The 21,154-nt window shown below is 45.2% G+C and carries 18 protein-coding genes, 1 tRNA gene and 2 pseudogenes; 12 read left to right on the forward strand and 9 right to left on the reverse strand.

Annotation, left to right across the window (positions count from 1 at the left end; genetic code table 11):
* Positions 1-21 precede the first annotated feature (21 nt).
* Together IPG41_00885 and IPG41_00890 are read left to right on the forward strand one after the other, a co-directional pair.
* Entirely contained in the window at positions 22-1,647 is a 1,626-nt protein-coding gene (locus IPG41_00885; protein QQR55119.1) for a hypothetical protein, read from the forward strand.
* The gene (locus tag IPG41_00890; protein ID QQR55120.1) at positions 1,596-2,837 is read left to right on the forward strand and encodes a hypothetical protein; all 1,242 of its coding nucleotides are present in this window, start codon (positions 1,596-1,598) and stop codon (positions 2,835-2,837) included. The genes IPG41_00885 and IPG41_00890 overlap by 52 nt, the downstream gene beginning before the upstream one ends.
* Before the next feature lie 351 nt (positions 2,838-3,188).
* On the opposite strand, the gene recG is transcribed toward IPG41_00890, so the two are convergent.
* The 4 genes and pseudogenes from recG to IPG41_00910 all read right to left on the reverse strand — a co-directional run bounded on the left by recG (position 3,189) and on the right by IPG41_00910 (position 8,088).
* Entirely contained in the window at positions 3,189-5,234 is a 2,046-nt protein-coding gene (gene recG, locus IPG41_00895; GenBank protein QQR55121.1) for an ATP-dependent DNA helicase RecG, read from the reverse strand.
* Positions 5,235-5,247: 13 nt separating this feature from the next.
* Positions 5,248-6,088: pseudogene (locus IPG41_00900) on the reverse strand (Bro-N domain-containing protein).
* A gap of 429 nt (positions 6,089-6,517) precedes the next feature.
* The gene (locus tag IPG41_00905; GenBank protein ID QQR55122.1) at positions 6,518-6,802 is read right to left on the reverse strand and encodes a hypothetical protein; all 285 of its coding nucleotides are present in this window, start codon (positions 6,800-6,802) and stop codon (positions 6,518-6,520) included.
* 74 nt (positions 6,803-6,876) lie between these two features.
* Positions 6,877-8,088, reverse strand: coding sequence for a tyrosine--tRNA ligase (locus IPG41_00910; protein ID QQR55636.1), 1,212 nt, complete (start codon positions 8,086-8,088; stop codon positions 6,877-6,879).
* A 66-nt stretch (positions 8,089-8,154) separates the two neighbouring features.
* Between IPG41_00910 and IPG41_00915 the strand changes: the two genes are divergently transcribed.
* Entirely contained in the window at positions 8,155-9,054 is a 900-nt protein-coding gene (locus IPG41_00915; protein QQR55123.1) for an RluA family pseudouridine synthase, read from the forward strand.
* On the forward strand, positions 9,051-9,851 hold the full coding sequence (locus IPG41_00920; protein ID QQR55124.1) for a TrmB family transcriptional regulator: 801 nt from the start codon (positions 9,051-9,053) through the stop codon (positions 9,849-9,851). The genes IPG41_00915 and IPG41_00920 overlap by 4 nt, the downstream gene beginning before the upstream one ends.
* Here the strand turns inward: IPG41_00920 and IPG41_00925 are convergent.
* From IPG41_00925 to IPG41_00940, 4 genes are all read right to left on the reverse strand, one after another.
* Positions 9,823-10,632 (reverse strand): hypothetical protein, encoded by an 810-nt coding sequence (locus IPG41_00925; protein ID QQR55125.1) that lies wholly within the window; start codon positions 10,630-10,632, stop codon positions 9,823-9,825. The two genes, IPG41_00920 and IPG41_00925, sit on opposite strands and share 29 nt — an antisense overlap.
* 19 nt (positions 10,633-10,651) lie before the next feature.
* On the reverse strand, positions 10,652-11,842 hold the full coding sequence (locus IPG41_00930; GenBank protein ID QQR55126.1) for a hypothetical protein: 1,191 nt from the start codon (positions 11,840-11,842) through the stop codon (positions 10,652-10,654).
* Positions 11,843-12,003: 161 nt separating this feature from the next.
* Positions 12,004-12,079, reverse strand: a tRNA-Arg gene (locus IPG41_00935).
* Between the two features lie 6 nt (positions 12,080-12,085).
* Entirely contained in the window at positions 12,086-12,850 is a 765-nt protein-coding gene (locus IPG41_00940) for a CPBP family intramembrane metalloprotease (GenBank protein QQR55127.1), read from the reverse strand.
* Positions 12,851-12,986: 136 nt separating this feature from the next.
* On the opposite strand from IPG41_00940, the gene ruvB reads away from it, so the two are divergent.
* The 8 genes and pseudogenes from ruvB (at position 12,987) to IPG41_00980 (ending at position 20,535) form a co-directional block, all read left to right on the forward strand.
* Entirely contained in the window at positions 12,987-13,967 is a 981-nt protein-coding gene (gene ruvB / locus IPG41_00945; protein ID QQR55637.1) for a Holliday junction branch migration DNA helicase RuvB, read from the forward strand.
* Entirely contained in the window at positions 13,964-15,163 is a 1,200-nt protein-coding gene (locus IPG41_00950) for a hypothetical protein (GenBank protein ID QQR55128.1), read from the forward strand. Before ruvB ends, IPG41_00950 begins: the two co-directional genes overlap by 4 nt.
* Before the next feature lie 76 nt (positions 15,164-15,239).
* Positions 15,240-16,670 carry an ATP-dependent Clp protease ATP-binding subunit gene (locus tag IPG41_00955; GenBank protein ID QQR55129.1) on the forward strand — a complete coding sequence of 477 codons (1,431 nt, stop codon included), beginning with the start codon at positions 15,240-15,242 and terminating at the stop codon, positions 16,668-16,670.
* Positions 16,655-16,807: pseudogene (locus tag IPG41_00960) on the forward strand (UvrB/UvrC motif-containing protein). Before IPG41_00955 ends, IPG41_00960 begins: the two are co-directional and overlap by 16 nt.
* Positions 16,768-17,436, forward strand: a complete 669-nt coding sequence (locus IPG41_00965) for an ATP-dependent Clp protease ATP-binding subunit (protein ID QQR55130.1) — start codon at positions 16,768-16,770, stop codon at positions 17,434-17,436. Before IPG41_00960 ends, IPG41_00965 begins: the two are co-directional and overlap by 40 nt.
* Positions 17,423-17,884, forward strand: a complete 462-nt coding sequence (locus tag IPG41_00970; protein QQR55131.1) for a hypothetical protein — start codon at positions 17,423-17,425, stop codon at positions 17,882-17,884. Before IPG41_00965 ends, IPG41_00970 begins: the two co-directional genes overlap by 14 nt.
* Positions 17,885-17,977: 93 nt before the next feature.
* Complete coding sequence (locus IPG41_00975) at positions 17,978-19,144, forward strand: S1 RNA-binding domain-containing protein (protein QQR55132.1); 1,167 nt, start codon at positions 17,978-17,980, stop codon at positions 19,142-19,144.
* Between the two features lie 275 nt (positions 19,145-19,419).
* The gene (locus IPG41_00980; GenBank protein QQR55133.1) at positions 19,420-20,535 is read left to right on the forward strand and encodes a DNA recombination protein RmuC; all 1,116 of its coding nucleotides are present in this window, start codon (positions 19,420-19,422) and stop codon (positions 20,533-20,535) included.
* A gap of 201 nt (positions 20,536-20,736) precedes the next feature.
* Here the strand turns inward: IPG41_00980 and IPG41_00985 are convergent, their stop codons facing one another.
* Complete coding sequence (locus tag IPG41_00985; protein QQR55134.1) at positions 20,737-21,075, reverse strand: hypothetical protein; 339 nt, start codon at positions 21,073-21,075, stop codon at positions 20,737-20,739.
* Between the last annotated feature and the right edge of the window lie 79 nt (positions 21,076-21,154).

Consider the following 21,154-nt stretch of genomic DNA (forward strand, 5'->3'; position numbering starts at 1 on the left):
AAAGAGATTTAATTCTCTTGAATGAATGCACGCCAATCGCAAGGATCTTCCGCTCAATCTCAATCCGTCCCCGAAAAGTGGGGAGACAAGATTCTAGAGGTCTTGAATCTCTCCGATCAAAAAAAGGAACGTGCCGATTTAGCCATGACAGTTATGGAAGAAACTCCACCAGAACCTGTTTTAGATCGTGCAAGAAAATTGAAAGAGGAGGTGGACAAAGGAGAAAAACCTCGTGATTGGAGCTGGATGCCCACTGCCCTTAAGGTAGGAGTAGGGCTAGGAACGGCTTATTTAAGCTGGAAAGTGTTCAGTAAACTTTGGACCAAAGAAGTCGATGAAAAAGAAGGAAAAAAAGACAAAGAAGCTTTCTTCAGTACAGCCGAAAAAGCAATCGGTTTAGCCACTCTCGGGGGAGTGGCTTGGCTCGTAGGGAAGGAGGCTATTCCAGGATATTTCAAGGATAAGATGGGGCTCGATGCCAAGAAAGAAACGGTAGACCGCTTCATTGCAAGGCTCAAAGAAAAAGGAATGAAAGATGCCCTCGCCGAACTGACTCTCGATTCCGATGAAGCCTATTTGACTCGCATGGCCGAAACCATCAGTGTTGAAAGAAAATACATACTCAATTTACGAGATGTGAGTTACTCAACATTTTTAGAACATCGAAAAGGACAAATTTCTGGAAAATTTGGCTACGCCACGATGCAAATCGCTGAGATGGTGGGTTTTGACCTATCCAGTAATATTCCATTCACCAACGCTGACGATGACCTTCGTGAAGCCAATGCAGACGCCAAAATCCAAATCTACATTGAAGCGAATAGCACCGAAGAGGAGCGAAAAAAGAAAACCATTGGCGAACTATTACAAACGATTGATCAAAGAGAACATCCTGAAACTACACCCGAACTTACTAAGAAGCCTCTGATTTCAGAAGATCCAAAACTTTTAGAAGAAAAAGGTAAAAACACCAGCAATCTTATCAAATCATGGGGAGAGGAGCCTCAAGAAGGACAGACTCCAAGCTCCGTCGAAAAGAAAGCAGGGGATCTTGTGGATGCAGCCGCAAAAGACGGGGGACAGCTTTTCTGCTATGAAGGGGTACTTTATCTCCTTTCAGGGGGCAGCATAATGGTGCTTTCCAGTTGTTCTTTCTTCGTAGACACCGTCTGCGACGTGGCTGAAGCAGCTGCAACGGAAGAAAAAACTGCGGGCAGTGTGGTGACTAGCTTTCTGGAACGCGGAGGACTGACTTACGTGGGAGGAGGAATGGCGGTAGGAGTCGCCATAGCAGGTCTTCAAAAAGCAGGCATATTAAACGGAAGTGGGTCCGTAATTTTTGAAGCCTTAAAAGGAGCGGGAAGAGGAATCATTGCCCCTCTCAATATTTTCAAGGGGACCGCAATAGGTGCAAAAACGGTTTATGCCGGAGCTCAATGGGCGACGGATGAAGCTAAATTGCTCTTCTTCACAGCAAAAGAATTGGCAGACCCAAGCAACAAACTGGTCTATCAACGAGCCAGAGCGGCCTGGGCTGCTGAAGAATTTTTAAAACTTTCGACGAAGCCAATTTCGAAAAAATCGCCGGTTGGGACATGGAAGGAATCAAATCTCGAGTCAAATCTACACTGCTTCCAGAAAACGTAAAGCAGCTACGAACTCGTTACATAGAATGGTTTTTAAGAAATCGAAAGGAATACCTCAAAGCAGCCAATCTCTCAGACGACTTCACCTGGCACTACGCTAAAAGTGGAGTGGATTTAACCGCTCCAGCGGAAGAGGCCAAACGTTTTCTTGCAGAAATAAAAGCAAGCCAAACAACCGCTTCCTTACGCGCTTTAAGCGAAGCAACGAACAGACCCGCTGGGGTAGAAACACCTCAAGCTAAAATCAACCGATTGAGGAGCATGGCCACTAGTTCAGACTCCTACATGCGCAGCGCAATTGAAGAACGGGAAAATATGGTTCGACGCGGCATTCGAGGACCCGAGTTAGATGCGTTCGACACTCAAGTTCGAGAACACCTAAAAACCTCAGGCATAGAAGCAGAAACATTACTCGATGAACTCAGCAAAGAAACGCTTTCTCATGAAGAAAAGGTCGCACTCAATGCAATCGTCCGTAAAGAATTGAGTACCAGCCTAGGAATTAAAGCAGTAGCCAAAGAAGTGAAAGGCCGCGGAATCATGTCCGTCGTCATCGGAACAGGCTATCTAGTTTATGAAACATATAAAGCGAATGAAGCGGGAAAAGACATGATCATCGACGGTGAACTCACCGCATTAGGAGAACAAATGGGTTGGACAACGCTCGAAACCATCATCAACGTGCTATGCCCATTTGGACTCACAGACTTTTATAGTGCAGCCATGGCAGAAGAAATTTTAACAGATAGAAAATTAAGTGGCTGGGAACGTGCACTTCGTCTTGGAATGGGAACCTACAGTGCCTTTACAGATACAGTCGGCGTACTCGCTGCTATTGCCAGCAGTCCCGCCGCAGGAACGGCCGGAGCAGGAGTCTACGCCAGCGCCAATGCCGTAGAAGCAGCCGTGCGTCTCAGTCTTCGTGGCCTTGGAGCCAGCGATGATCTCATCGAAACAGGCACACGACTCGTCCCTCGTTTAACAGAACTCGCACGTAAAGTAGGAGGTTATCGACAGTTGCTCGAACGCATGCAAAAAGTTGCTAGGGGAACCGGATACGCAATGGCAGGAGCAACAGCAGCATTCATGGGCTATACGGTAATGTACGACACTCGTGATGCAAAAGAAATTGAATTTGCGTCTATTGAAATGCCAGAAATCCCAACAGAGGAGCCAAAGGCCGCTGCCTAGGGCAGGGAGGGAAAGGTGGTAACAACTTGGAAAGAAGCCTAACTAATTCTGCACAATGTATCTTGTGTAAAGTTAATCTTCAGCTTTCCAAACCCAATTCCTCCAGAACTTCCTCTTCATCATAGCTATCCATCAACCTCACCAATTCTACAAGTCTTTGCCTCCTTTCTTCAATAATCCTCACCATTCGCAATCGGTGTCGTATCCAAGACAATTCAACTAGTTTTCCATCATCTGGCTCGATTGAATCACTCTGAACCGTTTGAACATCATAACTCGCGATATCTAAGACTCTTCTAATCATAGGGCCACAAACTTGCGTTTATACGCGTTATTTTTTGAAAGACGGCTTTAAGCCTGGTCTGTGATTTCCATTTGCGCCTCTGCTTTGGCCACTTTTTCGGCAAGCACTGGGTATCCGATCAAATTTGGATCTTCGTCGACAAGGCGCTGAGCGCATGCACGAACGCGATCTAAAAGTTCTTTGTCGCCGAACGTTGCCATTTTAAGGTCCGGGATTCCACTTTGCTTCACGCCGTAGATTTCTCCAGGACCACGAACTTCGAGGTCTTTTTCGGCCAAATCGAAACCAGAATTGAATTCTACCATATATTTCAAACGACGCAAGGCTTCGTCCGAGCCTGAATCTGTAAATAAGAAACAATAGGACTGATGTGCACCTCGCCCGACTCTCCCCCGAAACTGATGGAGCTGTGCGAGACCAAATCGATCCGCGCCTTCAATCATCATAATGGTCGCATTCGGCACGTCGATGCCCACTTCAATCACCGAAGTCGAAACGAGGATGTCGATGTCACCAACAGCAAAGTTTTGCATCACTTCCGCCTTTTCATCGCCCTTCATGCGGCCATGCAAGAGGGCCAACCGATGGTTCGGGAAAACCTCAGTGCGCAATCGGTCGAATTCCAAAGTCGCAGCCTTCACTTGCACCGCTTCCGACTCCTCAATCAACGGACAAACCACAAAAACCTGGCGCCCCTTCGCCACTTGATCCGAAACCCAAAATTCCGCGTCACTGCGTTTATGCTCGGGCACGAGCCGCGTCACAATCGGTGTACGTCCTGGCGGCAGTTCATCCAAGATAGACAAGTCCTGATCACCATAAATAGTGAGCGCCATGGTGCGCGGGATCGGGGTCGCCGATAAATTCAAAAGATGCGGAAACCCCTGAGCCTTGAGCTTGGCACGCTGCTTCACTCCAAAACGATGTTGTTCATCAATCACCACAAGGCCCAGTCGCGCGAATGAAACGCCTTCTTGAATGATCGCGTGGGTACCAATCACTAGATCGCAGGTGCCCGTCGCAAGTTGACGCACAGTGTCTTCATGCTCACTCGCACTCATCGAGCCCACGAGCAGTTGAATATTGAATCCAAAACGTGAAAGAAAGGTTGTCAAATTCTTAAAGTGCTGCTTAGCCAAAATTTCAGTCGGTGCCATCAGCACACACTGGTAACCACTCTTCACCATCGCAAAAATCGCTGCAGCCGCCACGGCCGTCTTACCACTACCCACGTCACCTTGAATCAGACGTAGCATTGGAAAGTCGCGCTTCAGATCACCAAAAATTTCTTCAATGGTGCGCTTCTGTGCACTCGTGAGTTCAAAGGGTAACGCATCGAAAAAAGCCTGCATGTCAAGTTCGGGCGTCAGCAGTTTTTTGTCACCCGTGAAGCCCTCTTGCCACCTTTTTTTGCGGCGCAACGCCATGAATTGCAGCATGAAAAGTTCATCAAACGCCAATCGCTCGCGCGCTTTATTCAAAAATTCTTCATCTTTGGCAAAATGCACATGGTAGATCGCATCCGAATAGCTCATCAGCCTCTGCCCGTCGAGCACCCAGTGCGGCAAATATTCATCGAAGAATTTTGCATACGGCAAGAGGCTATAAATCTTTTCCCGAAGCCATTTTGACGTGATTTCCTCACTCTCTGGATACACCGGCACAATGCGCCCAGTGTGCAAGAGCACCTTCGATGGTTTTTCGTACTTCGGACTCATCATCATGCTCCTCCCCTTCTCGAACTTGATTTTACCTGTCAAAATAATGTCGCTTCCCTTAAAAAACAGTTGTTTGAGATGACGTTGATTGAACCACATCACCGGCAATTCGCCTGTGGAGTCCGCCACCACCGCGCGTGTCACCACTCCCCCAGCCCTCGTCGGAATATTCACCATGGACTTGATCTTAACCTGAATCACATTCACCTCATCCGTGCGCATCTCATTGATCCTCGTGAACTCCTGCTCATCGCGATACGCCCGCGGAAAATAGGTCAAAAGATCGCGCAATGTCTTGATGTCCATCTCCTTGAGTTTCAAGATGTAGGAATCGCGGGTCTTTAAAAGTTTGGAATCGAGTCGGTGGTCGAGCATAGCTAGAGAATAGCTAAGCTTGGAGGAAATTTCTACGACGATCAGAAGATTCTTTGTTTTTCAAAAAGTTCACCTTCTTTGAAACTTTTTTGCCAGTTTTCAGCTCCAAAGCCTTTCGCGTGTCCCCAGCAATTTTTCCGCCCGCCTGCGCATCTTCCTTAAGAGGATCAAAGCCATGAGTATCTTTAACTTCAGTGATTTCTGTCGTTGCCCGCTCTCCGAGCATGGAAAAAATCAACTCTAAATCAGTCATCAGGATCTCGCAAATTTTCCCGTTTCAAACTTTTATATTTCTTATACTCATGGGGCGTCATCCCAAAAGTAGCTTTAGAAATTTCAGCCGACAAAATCGCGTAATCTTTCGCTTCTTTAGCGCCACGTTTGCTCCATTCGTCGGTCAGCTCTTCTCGAATCGCAATCCCACGCATTCGTTTTTCGATCCAACTCTCACTGTAGCCCTTGGCTTTATAAAGCTCATGCGTTCGTTTTGTCGCCAACTCAGGATCTTCGATCTCTTTAACCCGTTCATACCCCACTTTAGCGAGCCACAGCTTAAAAGGTTCCGCTTTAGGAGAAGGAATAGATTGAATAATACGAAAAATACCTTCGGTGTTAGCACAGTCGGTCATATATTTCTTACCATCAACAGATTCTAATTTCAGTTGTCGACAAAATGTCGACAACTCAGCTCCATCCTCAGTCTCAACTCGAACTTTCATTCTATACCAATAATCTCTAGGGTTTTCACTTTCCGTAAGAGCAGCAATCACATCCACAACCGAAAACCACCATTCTTCTTCATAGAAAATCTTTCGAATCGTGCGGCCTTCAAAAATGGAAAGCATATTGGGCATGGAATTTGGGGTAATCTTTGGACCTCGAATTTTCTCACAAAGAAAATCGCCATGCTAGAGATTTTGTTTCAGGTTTTTGTCAGGATTTTTATGAAAAACAATACGCAACAAATTGTCACGGCCAGCTATAATGAATTCCTTACTTTTCGAAGAATATAAAAAAACAGGAGAATCTTTGGCTAGGAAAGGTCTTATTAACAGTCAAGATTTTAATAAGTTAATAGAAATGATAAGCAAGAAAGGATATTTCCAATTCCTACAAAGATGATCATCTTTTTGACGGGATAAGTGCAGATTATTTGGTTTCAGAGGATCAAAAAGGCGTAGCTTGTGCAAAAATCATATCTGCACAAAAGAACTACAAGAAAATATTAACCGCGGCAGATTTTCTAAACATCCCTGTACCAAAAGCATAGGGGTCGGGGTTTTCTAAACTCTCCAAGGAAGTCCAGGTTTGCCATTAGGATTTAGAACGGCATCTACCCTAGCTCGATTAGCTGCAAGCCATGTATCATAAATTGCTTGACGTGCTGGGCTGCAATGATCCAAAAACCCAGGCCGATCTAAACCTTGTTTGAATAGTAAAGCTAAATCCTCAACGCCAGACGGAACTTCAGATGCTCCTGTTTCTGCTGCTTGCAAGCCTCTGTCTAAAACCTCCAAAATTTCTGAGTCTTTCACGGAATCGCGTTCAAATACGTCTATAAGTGCCATAAATGAGAGTTATGAAAGACCAACCGTAGCATATAAGTTTGCTTTCGCACAAATCAGCACATTGAAAATAAGGGCTAGTCTCCTCTCACCCTCCTAAAATTCCTCTTCCCAACCTGCAAAAGCTGCGCCTCGCCCGTCAGTTCCACCTCCCTCTTCACATCCTCAACCTTCTCGCCTTCCCACTTCACCCCCCCACCTTCTATCAACTGGCGCGCCTTGCTCTTCGTACCGGCAAGCCCAAGTTCAGAAATCAAATCCACAATGTTCCAAGCACCGTTTGCGCCAGAGCCAGCTCCTAAAGTCACCTCCTCAATTTCATCCGGAATTTCCTTCTTTTGATGCACGGTCTTGAAGTGCTCCTCCGCGCGCTTGGCCTCCTCTTCCCCTTTATAAAGCTTCACAAGTTCGTAACCGAGTTCCATCTTCAAATTGCGGGGGTTTTCACCATCCTTGAGACGCTTCGCAACGCCAGCCAAGTATGCTCCATCCTTGCGTCCAGCGAGTTCAAAGTAGATCAGAATGAGATCGTCGGGGATGGACATGGTTTTTCCGTACATGTCTTCGGGCTTGTCGTCCACACCGATATAATTGCCGGTGCTCTTTCCCATCTTCATGCTGCCATCCGTCCCCACCAAAATGGGCACCGTCAAAATGTTTTGAGGTTCTTGTCCATAAGCTTTTTGCAAAGTGCGACCTGCCAATAAATTGAAAGTTTGATCTGTTCCACCGAGTTCCACATCTGCCTTGAGAGCCACGGAGTCGTAACCCTGCATGAGCGGATACATGAATTCATGCATGGAAATCGGCTGATCATTCTTAATGCGTTCCTGGAACATATCGCGCTCGAGCATCTGCGCCACCGTGAACTGAGAAGACAGTGTGATCACATCTGCAAAGTTGAGTGGCGCGAGCCATTCGGCATTCCAACGCACTTCCACCTTCGAAACATCCAAAACACTGGCTGCTTGCTTCATATAATCCTTGGCGTTTGCCTCCAATTCTTCCTGGGTGCGCATGGGACGAGTTTCATTCTTGCCCGTGGGGTCCCCGATGCGTCCCGTAAAATTTCCAAACAGCAAAATGATCTGGTGCCCTAGGTCTTGGAATTCCTTCAATTTATGCACCACCACCATGTGTCCAAGGTGCAGATCAAAACCCGTGGGATCGATGCCGAGCTTGATGCGCAGCTGCTTGCCACTCATCAGCTTCTTTTTGAGGTCTTCCTTCACAATCACATCCGCCACTCCCAGGTTCAAAACGCGGTCAATTGCCTTTTCATCGGTAATCACTGCCATAGTCTTAAAAAATGAAGTAAACTTGGATGCGATCAGAGTAACAAGCCCCACACTCAAATGCAATTTGAAACCCAAGTCAACGCCGAACACAGCGGAAAACGCGTGGATCAATTTTTATCAGACGCCACAGGCCAGACACGTAGCGCCGTGCAGAAGCAAATTCTGGCTGGACGTGTGAAGATCAACGGCGTGAGTCCCCACAAAACCGGAGTAAAACTGGCCACCGGCGATACCGTACAAATGCCCCTCGCCGGACTCCCTCGTCCCAAACTTAAAAAGAGCAATCTCAAACTCGAAATTCTGTTCGAAGACGAGAAAATGCTCGTGATCAATAAACCTGCGGGCATCGTCGTGCATCCCGACTCCACTGGCCACCACGAAAACACCATCGCCAATGCAATCCAAGCTCATCTCACCGGTAAGTTCGAAGGTTTTCGCCCTGGCATCGTTCACCGCCTGGACAAAGACACCTCCGGAGCCCTCATCATCGCCAAAACGCCCGAAAGCCTCCACCATCTCTCCCGTCTCTTCCAAAACCGCAAAGTTCACAAAAGCTACCTTGCCTTGGTGAAGGATTGCCCCAAAACCACTAGCGGAAAAATCAGTGCCCCGATTCAACGAGACTCCCATAAACGAAAGCAGATGGCCATGCATCGCCAAGGTAAAAATGCAGTGACCACTTTTGAAGTCCTCGAAAACTACGGCTGGTGCAGCCTCCTCAAGGTGAACATCGAGACGGGACGCACCCATCAAATTCGCCTCCACCTCGCTGGCATTGGTCACCCCGTACTTGGAGACACAACCTATGGAAACAAACCTGTAAACGCACGGGCCTTAAAAGAACTAGAGCTCAAGCGGCAATTCTTGCACGCAAAAAATTTGGAAATCGATGGCAAAACCTTTGACGCACCGCTGTCTCAAGATTTAAACTTGGCCCTTTCTCATTTTGGCGTATGATCGACAAATCCAAACTCATTTCACTGCTACAGAAATTGAACTTCTCTCGCAATGAAGCACTCGTTTATTTGACTTTGCTGGAACTCAACGAGGCAATTCCAAGCACCCTTGCCCAAAAAACCGGCCAAAAACGACCCAACTGCTACATGATTTTAGAAAAATTACGCAGCCGAGGAGTGGTCACCAGCGTCAAAAAGAAAAACCTGATCCATTTCCAAGCCATAAAACCCGAATATTTCCTTGAAAGAGAACGTAGCAAAACCCAAGAAATAGAAAAATCCCTCACTGATTTGGCAAGCGCCTTACCCGAACTGCTCAGCCTGCATCAAAGATACACGGCCACTCCGCAAATGTCCGTCTACTACGGAAAAGAGGGCCTCATTCAAGTGATGGAAGAAACCTTAAACACAAAAGAAGATTTGTTGTGTTGGGCCAATGCAGATCAAGCCTTTTCAAGCCTAGAAGATTACTACCCTCGCTACATCAAGAAAAAAGTCACTCGAAAAATTTGGGTGAGAGGCATTTTTGCGATGATGCTACCGGAAAAAATTCCAACAAAGAGGAAAAAAGAATTGCGTGAAATCTATTTAACCCCAAAAGACGAATTCCCTTTTAAAAACGAAATCAACATTTATGACGACAAAGTCGCCATCATTTCTCATGAAGACCAAATCGGGGTCATCATTCAAAATCAACACATTGCAGACAGTCAAAAAGCGATCTTTAATTTTGTATTTAAACAGGTGAAAAAACAGTATAAACCAAATATCAAGAAGACTTCAGTGAAGTCTTCTTGATGCTCTTTTTATCGTCGGTGGAGAGCAAGTCTTTTTCTATCAACCGAGCATACTCAAAAGCGAAATTAAATATTGAACGTTGGGTATTAGCAATAGCTTCATTTTGGAGAATAACTCCAACATTATCCTTATGAGAGATAATGCTCATTTTATTATCATAAATATTAATCTCATTTTCAAATAAAAAGCGATCCTTAGGGATGAAATAAACCTCTCTTAGTTCTTCAGAAGCTCTTAATTTGAAACCAAGTCCTACAGAATCATAAAGAAATAAACACCTCGTCCATATTTTCTTTTGAATTTTTTTAGCCAAATAGTGAGGATGATATTCTTTCAAAAGAGTATTAACTGCTAAATCTGTATTAGACCAACATAATATTTCTCCAGAAGTAGTCAACGTATCCTCCATTACCTGAATAATACCTTCTTTCCCTTCAAATATAGACATTTGTGGCGTTATATCATATAAATGCTTGAGTCTAAGCATTTCAGGTAAAATCACTTCAAGATTCTTCAATTTTCTAGCTTGGTCTTCCACTAAAGCAGTAGGGTCAACAGGACTATAAAAAAGGCTCTTGCCTTTTATAACATGACTAACCAATCCCTTTTTTTTAAGTTGCTCAAGGATAACATAAACAGTAGGACGTTTAAGTAAAGATTTTCTAGCAACAGAGCTAGGTAAAGATTCTCCTAACTCAAGAAGGGTTACGTACACTAAAGCTTCTTTTTCAGTCAAACCCACCATGTTTAAAACTTCAATAAGGTCAAAATCAGTATTCATTCTCATATTTAAACAAATGTTAAGTAGTTGAAGCAGCCCAAGAAGCGTTTTTATTATCTTTAAAAAATTCCTCTAATCTACGTAAGCCACCCACACAAACACCCATAAATCTTAATTCTTTTGCTGAAGGAGATCGTGTATCCACTAAATCGGTGAAAGGTAAACTAGCAACTGTAGACATGTTAACCTGCATATCACTGGGTAAGAAATCATAAAATCTTGCTCTATCCAAATAAGGAGGGGTACGTCCAATCAAACCAGAGATAATAAAACCAACACGGTGTTGATCAGAAGAATAATGAGAGGTAAGCCAACGAGCAACATTAAAAGGATACTCGCTAGAGCCACCAATAGAAACAGTACAAGATTCATTCCCCCCATCGCCGAATGTTTGAGAAATTGTATGGTAATAAGCGTAACTTAAAGCCGATGTCAGATCAGTACTTTTAGCGTAACGCCTAGAATTCTTTGCCAAAACATCTAAAGTATCTTTGTCCATCAATTCTCGAAGGACAGTCAATTTTTCACGAAAACTCTCTGACTCCATTTCTTGTATTCTCATATCTATATCCTCCCGATCCAGCTTAATATCAGATAGATCAATCTTGTCACGTAACTGAGAAGGATAGAAAGCAGAAAGATAATCTTCTAAGAATGCTCTTTGCTGACCAGTAATCAATGCAGCTTGATCTAAATCTGTTCTATTAATAGCAGTAGATAAACTCGCTGTACTAAAAATTCTGAGACGAACATCAGATAAAACCTCAAAGACAGACTTCAAACGTTGTATGCCTAATTCAGCGTATGCAGGAAAAGTAGGTGATAAAGAGCTACCATCGGTTCCAATCCCTACATTCAATTGCAAGCTTCGACGAGATTCCCTAGGACTTAAAACACGATTGGCGAGAGGGAATAAGTCAGAAAGACCAAAAACCGTGGTTTCCATCATACTAGAAGAACCGACAAAATCTCTTTCGGTCTCAGGTCGTATCAGTCTCTCCAACAATTTAGGTACTTCCGGATAAATTCTATCAAGGATCAGCTGAGGATTCCCTTCAAAAAGATTAAAAAGACGGTCCACAATTATATTTCCCTCTTGATTCAGTAAGAAACCTCTAACACCTTCACCTCTAAATTGATTGAGAGCAGTAGAAATGATGTTACGTGCACGAGCCTCATCCAACAACGGCATCTCAGAATCAACTGACACACTAAAAATTTTAGAATAAACAATGTGATAATAGAAACTAATTTAAAAATGTCAATGTCAATGACACTGTTAATATTTTTAACAACAGCAAATAACAAAGTTGAGCTCAAATGCACTTTCGGAAAAGTAAAAACAGTTCAATTAGCTTAGGAAAGCGAAAATGGTGCCCCGGGGTGGAATCGAACCACCGACCAACAGCTTAGAAGGCTGCTGCTCTATCCACTGAGCTACCGGAGCTCGGATTCATCCAATCTGAACATTATAAAGGAAATGAGGCAGCTCGGCAATGCTGTCCAAAGCCTCTGGATGCAAACTTAAATACACTTCCAAGCCAAAGGCAAGGATATTATTGAAAGAATGAAAGGCCACCGAGGTCCAAACTGAACCTGTTCGACGATAGGTTTCATTCAAAATTAAACCCAAAATAAAAAGAGGAATAAAAGTCTGAAATTGCACATGGATGAGAGCAAATAAAACGGCACTGAGCACGCTTCCAAGCCAAAGAGGCCAAATCTTTACAAACACGCGATACACGAATCCACGAAAAAGAAATTCCTCCAAAAAAGGTGCGAATACGCCCACCAGAACAAAACCGATCAAAATGCCCCAAAAATCCTGACCAAAGAGAGGCAAATGCGATTCCTGAGCTTCATAACCCGGCAGCGCCGTTCCTGTCATATACAATGTCAGCACAATGCCAAGCATTAGCAAAACATAAGCAAAATAAGCCAAAAGCACCGTCGAAACCAAACATTTTAAAGAAACTTTTTGAAACCCAAAATCATCCAAACGCGCATTGTATTTCGCGACCACAAAAAACCAAAGAGGGCAAAACAAAATAACAAACTGCAAAAGGTACTGAATCAAAAAAGCAATGGACGGATGCAAAGTGATAAAAAAAACGTCCACTTCAGGAACCAAGGTCAAGAGGTAGACAAAAATCACATACAAAAAAATAGCAGTGCCAAAAACCTTGAGAAAATCTCGGAATTCAAAGCGGGTTTCCACCGTCGTGAAGGGGCTAGGATGGCTCGCATTATAAGAAATTTTTTGCTACATTGAAAGCCCAAAGACTCTCCCCATGATTGATCCCACTTTCATTTCAACCGAAGACGAAGCGACTCGCATCCCGCAAGCTCAAAAAATGCCGGAGGAAAATCAAAGTGAAAATGTGCTGCGTCCGCAATCCTTAAAAGATTACGTAGGTCAAGAAGAACTCAAGCGCAACTTAGATGTTTTTTTGGCGGCAGCTCAAAAACGAGGTGAAGCCATGGAGCATGTGCTCTTGCACGGCTGTCCGGGGCTGGGAAAAACCACTCTCGCTCTCATTCTAGCCAAAGAAATGGGCGTACAAATCCGAAACACGAGTGGTCCTGCTATTGAGCGCCCGGGCGACCTAGCCGCGTTGCTCACGAATCTACAGCCCAACGACGTCCTTTTCATCGATGAAATTCATCGCCTGCGACCCGCCGTTGAAGAAATTTTATACAGCGCCATGGAAGATTTTTGCCTCGATTTAGTCGTAGGAAAAGGCCCTTCCGCACGCAGCATGCGCATCACCCTGCCCAAATTCACCCTCATCGGAGCCACCACCAAACTCTCTTCTCTTTCTTCACCTTTGCGTGATCGATTTGGAAACGTTTTAAAACTGGAATTTTACAGTCAAAAAGACATTGAAGCCATCTTAAAACGCAGCTCCGACTTACTTGGGATTTCCATTGAAAAAACGGCTGCCCAGCGCTTGGCGCAAAGTTCGCGATCCACCCCTCGAGTGGCCAATCGACTCTTACGACGAGCGCGCGATTTTGCTCATGTGAACAACCACCCTCTCATTGCTTATGACACCGTGCTCGCCACCCTTGAACTGCTGGGAATCGACGAACTCGGCCTGGATGCCACAGATAGAAAATTACTTCTCACCTTGGCAGAAAAATTCAAAGGTGGACCCGTGGGTCTCTCCACCCTTTCAGCCGCCAGCAATGAAGAAGAAGAAACCGTCGAAGACATTTACGAACCTTTTTTGATGCAACTGGGCTTTCTGCAACGCACCCCTCGAGGTCGCCTACTCACCGAAAAGGTTTACGCCCATCTGGGTCTTTCTTTCGCTAACCCCCTTTCTCAATGAAACTTTCCACTTTAAAAATCAGCCTTTTAACCCTCAGCCTTTTTCTGAGCGCTTGCGGAAGCAGCGACGAATTGAGCGCCCCTCTCAGCCGAGAATACGAGTCCTACACGGGCACTTTGACTTCTTTGGGAAGCATTAAAGTCTCACCCATCGTGACTCACCTTTTTGAAACTCAAGAAGGCGATGTACTCTATGCCTTTTCCGAACGTTACGACCTGGATGAATATGCCAAGGCCATGGATGCTTATGGCATCGTCAGCACTTACGAAGAGCTCGACAAACCACTTTACGAAATCACTCGTTTGACCGAAGCCAAAGAGGAAGAAATCGAAGCCGAAGAAGTCACAAAAGTAGAATACCGCAATAGTGAACTCGGGGTCGTCACTCAAATCTATAGCAATTGGCAAGTGGAAATCAATGACGCAAGCGGTTTGATTTCCTTCAAAATTCCTCATGAAACAGAAGAAACCGAAACGCCCGAAACCCCAGTGTTGGAAGACCACATCGACCTCATACAGTTCAGCCAGGTTTTGAGCAGCACCAGTGAATCCACTCCTGAAGAAAGAAGCACCGACATCAAAAACCATGTGATTGGAAATTACGCCGATCTCGCCAACATCGTGCCAGAACAAATCACCGTGGGCATCGATGCCGTCATGGGCCTGCGCTACAAAACTTCAGCCGGAAACATTCATGTGTTCATCCCTCGCGGCTCTGACCTCCTCGAATGGAGTTATCACTATTTATACACCGATGAAACCCTGCGCGTTCAAAACACCAACCTATTCAGCGCCGTGCTCAATGAGTTCCGCTTCATCACCGTGGACGAAATCCCTGCCGAAACTCCCGACTCTCCCGCCCCCAGCAGCCCCTCAGTGAGCCAAGTTGAAATCAGTAAATTTGCCACTCTCAGCAGCAATTTTGGCTTCACCATGTCCTACCCCGCCGCTTGGTATTACGTGGGTGGCAGCACCGGTTATTCCTTCGACGATGCCGAAATTGAAGAAGTCACGGCAGAAGCCCTCGTGAGGATGGAATTCAACACCGGCGCAGCAGAAGGAGTCGCACACAATGGAAATTTGGTATCCGTCACAAAAAAAGTGGATAGCCGAAGCTTCACCCTAACAGGTTCAGCTGAGTATCAAAACGTGATGCAAACCATGCTCGATTCAATCCAGACCATAAAAGCAGAATAAATCAAAGCCAATTGAATGCTAAGAAGCGCTAGATTTGCTAGAATGAAATGAAACTTTTTCATCCACTCCACTCCTTATGAACAACCCCGATCAATTCAATAAATTCACTCGAGAAGCCAAACAAGCCCTGTTGGTGGCTCAAGAAGTCGCTAAAAAAACAGGGACTAGCTATGTGGGAACCGAGCACCTGCTCATTGGAATTTTATCTCAAAAAGCTTCCCTCGGAGCCACCGTTCTACAAAATTTTGGAGTCACTTTAGAAAATGTGAATTTGGTGCTCAAAACCGTAGGACGCACTCAAGTTTCATCACGCTCAAGCAAAAACCCTGGCGGACTTTCCGGCTTTGCAAAAAAAGTCATTGAAGACGCCATTCGCAGCGCACACGAATTTTCTCACAGTTTTGTGGGCACCGAGCATTTGCTCTACGCCCTGGTGATTCAAGAAAACACAGCCGCAACCGTGATCTTAGAAAACATGAAAATTTCCCCTGAAGATTTGCGCCAGGAGTTGATTCAAACTTTTGAACGCATGAAAAATGCTCCTCTGCCCAACAATGGAGGGCCGATGCACACGGCTCAAAATGTCAATCCTTTAGAATTCTTCTTGAATGGCCTTCAAGGAGTGCTTGCAGGACAAGACTCCAAAGAAACCGGATTCGACACGAAAAAGAAGGAGAGTAAATCTTCCACTCCCGCGCTGGATTACTTCACCACCGATATGATGGCGGAAGCGGCTCAAGAAAAAAAGATGGATCCCGTGATTGGAAGAGATAAAGAGATCGAACGTTGCATCGCCATTTTGCTGCGAAAAACCAAGAACAATCCCGTGCTCATCGGGGAACCGGGCGTGGGTAAAACCGCCGTGGTGGAAGGGCTCGCTCAACGCATCGTACGCGAACAAGTGCCCGACGCCATGCTCGACAAACGCATCCTCAGTCTTTCTATGGCCTCTGTCGTGGCCGGCACCAAATATCGCGGAGAGTTTGAAGAACGCATCAAACAAATCCTAGAAGAAGCAGCCAGCCAACCGAATGTGATTCTCTTTATTGATGAATTGCACACCGTGATCGGGGCTGGAAGTGCCGAAGGAAGCCTAGATGCAGCCAATATTTTAAAGCCTTCCCTTTCTCGAGGACGCGTGCAAGTCATCGGAGCCACCACCACCAACGAATACCGCAAACACGTGGAACCCGATGCCGCATTGGAACGACGTTTCCAATCGGTAATGGTGGATGAACCTTCCGAAGAAGACAGCGTCGCCATCTTAAAAGGACTGAAAGAGTCCTTTGAAAACCACCACAATTTGGTGATCATGGATGAAGCCTTAGACGCTGCGGTAAAATTTTCCAAACGCTACATCAACGACCGCTTTTTACCCGATAAAGCCATCGACGTGATGGATGAAGCCGCAGCCTTAAAAGGCATGGTGGCCAAACAAGACAACGATAAGGTGAAAGATTTTCAACGCGAACTCAAACGCATCATCAAAGAAAAGAACATGCCGTAACAGAACAAGATTACGAACGAGCCGCCGATCTTCGTCAACAAGAACTGATTCTGAATGAAAAATTGAGGAAGAAAAACACGTCAAAATTCCTCGTGAAATGCGAGGCAGCATCGACAGCGAAGACATCGCTCGGGTGATCTCTCGCATGACCGGCGTGCCTGTGACCAAGCTCGTGAAAGAAGACACCGATCGTCTGAAAGATTTAGAAAACATCATGAAAAATCGCGTGATCGGACAAGAAGAAGCCATCGAAAAAGTGGCTCGTGCCATCCGTCGTTCCCGCACCGGTATTTCCAGTGGAAAACGCCCCATCGCCTCCTTCATTTTTCTCGGTCCCACCGGAGTCGGTAAAACCGAACTCGTAAAAACCATCGCCAAAGAGGTTTATAACGACGAAGAAGCGCTGATCAAAATCGACATGAGCGAGTTCATGGAACGCCATAACACTTCTCGCCTCACCGGTACCACAGCAGGTTACGTGGGCTATGAAGACGGCGGTCAACTCACCGAAAAAGTGCGCCGCAAACCCTACAGCGTGATCCTCTTCGATGAGATTGAAAAGGCACACACCGACGTGTTCAATATTTTTGCTTCAAATTTTAGAAGACGGTCATCTCACCGATGGAAAAGGCCGCAAAGTGGACTTCACCAACACCATCATTGTGATGACTTCCAACATTGGAGCTCGCAAACTCACAGAAGGAGCCGCTCCTATCGGATTCAAGATCAATTCCGAGGCCATGGACGTGGCCATGCAAGATTTTGACCACAAACGTGACGAAGTCATGAAAGATCTCAAAGATCACTTCAAACCCGAATTTTTGAATCGCATCGACAACATCATCGTGTTCCGACCCCTCACCCACGAACTCATCAAAGGCATCGTTGAAATCCACTTGCAGGACTTGCAAAAGCACTTGCGTGACAAACATCTCGCCCTTGAAATGACGCCCGAAGCACTCGACACTCTGGCGACCCTCAGCACCGATCCCGATTACGGAGCACGCCCTGTGCGCCGTAAGGTTCAAGAGCTCATTGAAGACCCGCTGGCTCAAGGCATTTTGGATGGAGAATTCACCGAAGGATCCTCATTCAAATCGTCAAAGAAGGGGACAGCATCAAGCTTCAAAAAGGCACCGCTCAAGGAAAATCCAACGCAGGGATTAAAAAGCGCAGCTCAAAATCCTCTTTACAGGTTAAGAAAAACTAAGTAAAGTGCAGCCGCTCGCTTTCTTCCGCTTGTGTCAGCCACAGATGGAACGGAGGGGCGGGTTTTACTCCTTATTCCAGACTGTGCAAACCTTATTATGAGTGACTCAACTCAAACCGTTGTAGTCCCTATGGACTCGCTTCTTAATGATTCCCCTGCTTTTACCCTTCCTGAACCTGGACAAATCGTAGAAGGCAAGGTGGCTTTTATCAGTAAAAAACACATCATCGTGGATCTCGGGGGTGTGCTCACCGGTCTCATCTCCGGCCGAGAAATGAAAGATTCCATGGGCACTACAGAAGAACTCCACATTGGAGACCTCGTGTCTGCCTGTGTACTCGAAGCGGAAAATGAAGATGGACTCGTGGTCCTCTCTCTTCGCCGTGCCAGCCAAGACAAGACTTGGGACAAATTCGTCAAAGCTTACGAAGCCAATCAATCCCTCAAAGTTCGTCCTAAAGAAGCCAACAAAGGAGGATTGCTTCTGGAAGTCGATGGAATCAAGGGCTTCATCCCTGTTTCTCAATTGGCGCCGCTGCACTATCCTCGCGTGAACGGAGCCGACAGTGCCAAAATTCTGTCTCGCCTCCAAGAACTCATCGGACAAGAATTCACCGTGAAAATCATCAGCATCGACAAGGAAAACGGAAAACTCATCCTCTCTGAACGTGCAGCTTTCGAACGCGAACGTTTCGACACTCTGGCTACTCTCAAAGCAGGCAGTGTGGTCACAGGAACCGTCAGTGGAATCGTGAAATTCGGTATCTTCGTGGCTTTCGACGGTCTCGAAGGACTCGTTCACATTTCCGAAATCGCTTGGGGACATGTGTCCGATGCTCACGACTTCGCTCGCCTTGGAGACAAGGTGGAAGTGAAAATCATCGGAATCGAAGGAGATAAAATTTCTCTGTCCATGAAGCAACTCACTCCTGATCCTTGGGAAGAAATCGAAAAGAAATATAAGATTGGTACCGTGATCAAAACCAAAATCAGCCGCCTAGCTCAATTCGGAGCTTTTGTTCAACTCGAAGAAGACATCACCGGCCTCATCCACAATTCTGAAATTCCTGGAAACCCCGATGACGCTGCGAAGGCTCTCGAAGTGGGCCAAGCCGTGGATGCTCGGGTGATCGAAATCAATAAAGACGAAAAACGCGTCGGGCTTTCTTTGCTCGAAGAAGGCGCTGCTCCTACTGAAAAAAAGGAGAAAAAGGCTAAGAAAAACGAAAAAGAGGAGGAAGAAGGGGAAGAGGAAAATGCTTAGTCCAACTCTAGAGAAGAGCCCTCAAAAATGGGGGCTCTTTTTTCGTACAAAGAAGTGTTCATAAAATAAAAACTCTTTTCTTCAAAGAGCTTTTTAATAAATGATATTGATGAGCTAAAGGGGTGAGTTTATACTTACCGGTGAGCGGAAGAAAATTGCCAAGGAGGGACTCGTCTACGTATGGCAATGTTGAACCAAGCCACTCCCTGACAATTTTCTTTCATTCACCGTTTCTTTCAAAGGTCATCATAAAACTATACAACATTTAATTAAGAATGTCAAATACTATTCTAGCTCTTGTCTTAGCCATTCTGGCAGTGGGGGGACTCATTTTTTTCATCAATAAGAAGTTCAATGAACTGAAAACTCCTGCCGATGATTCCTCACAAAAATTGATGCTTCAACTGATGGCCGATCTTCGTAAAGAAGTGGGCGAAGGCCATGGAAAAAATCGGCAAGAACTGGAGGCAAAACTCAACCAAATGACTTTGCTCCTCAAACAACAGCAAAGCGACAACACTCAAACCTTGCAAAAACAATTCGCTCAAAGCACGGCCATCATTCAAGAAGTAACCAAGAATCTCACCCATCTTCAGGAGACCAACAAACAAGTCGTGGGTTTTGCAGAACAGATGAAAAGTTTAGAAAACATTCTTAAAAACCCAAAACAGCGCGGCATTTTAGGGGAATATTTTTTAGAAACTTTGCTGAATAATGTATTGGCTCCCGGTCAATATTCCATGCAATTCAAAATGGCCAATGGCGAAATTGTGGATGCAGCCATTTTTTACAATCAAATGGTGATTCCCGTCGACGCAAAGTTTTCATTGGAAAAATACAATTTAATGATGGAAGAATTGGATGCCGTTCGACGCGAAGAACTTGAAAAAGCCTTCAAAACAGATGTAAAAAAACGCATCGATGAAACTTCCAAATACATTCACGCCAACGAAGGAACCACCGACTTCGCCTTCATGTTCATCCCAGCAGAAGGCGTTTATTACAACCTGATGGTGGCTCAGGTGGGAAGTCTGCATGTGAATACTGAAAACTTACTGGAATACGCCTTTAAAAAACGAGTGATCATCGTCTCCCCCACCTCGTTCTTTGCCTATCTTCAAACAGTGATTCAAGGCATGAAGGCCATGAAAATGGAGGAATCCGTAAAAGAAGTCCTCAAAAACATTGAAACCTTAGGTAAGCATGTGGGCGCTTACGATGAATACATGCAAAAACTCGGTAAACAATTGGGTACCACCGTAAACACTTACAATACGGCTTCTCGTGAATTCAAAAAAATCGACAAAGACGTTTATAAACTCAGCGACGGAAAAGTTGGCGGAAACATCGAAGCCCTGCTTTTGGAAGAAAGGCCCTTAGAGGAGAATTAAGTTTTCTGAGCGGGTGTCTTTGAGACTAGAGGCTATCTCAAAAAAAGGAAAGGACAAGAACGCAGAGGATTTTAAGCTGAAAGAGCTGAAGACGAAGTCGGCTTAGCTGGGTTAAGTCGACTGAGGATGAAGCTTTTGTAAGCAAAATAATCCAGTTCTTGCCTTTAAGAGTGCATGGACGGACACGAAGTCAGTGCCGTCCTAAATACTCTGGTCTTTTTTTGAGATAGCCTCTAAAACAGAGCCCTGATGCAAACCCTTGGAGAAGCGATTCAATTCTCTTTGAATATCAGGACTGAGATAGAGCAGATTCTGCCTTTGCAAAGCCTGAATCTGCTCATAAAGGACAAGAAAACTCTTTAAGTCATCTCCTTCAGACAAGCCTTTTTCCATTAAACATTGTACTTTTTCATTGACCCTTTGCACCAGGCCCAAAAGTTCCTCATGAGTTAAAGCTTCAAGCAGGTCCTTCTTTTCGGCTTGCTTTGGAGTCGGGCCTCCTCCTTCAGAATTAGAAGTGAGTCTATCCTCATTATTCATAGCTTCTAAAGCTAAGAACGTTTTCAATTTTCAGTCAAGCCATTTGCTTTAAATAAAATTTATGGTTTAATTGAAAGCT

This window comes from Candidatus Peregrinibacteria bacterium (assembly GCA_016699145.1).
GTDB lineage: Bacteria > Patescibacteriota > Gracilibacteria > UBA1369 > 2-02-FULL-48-14.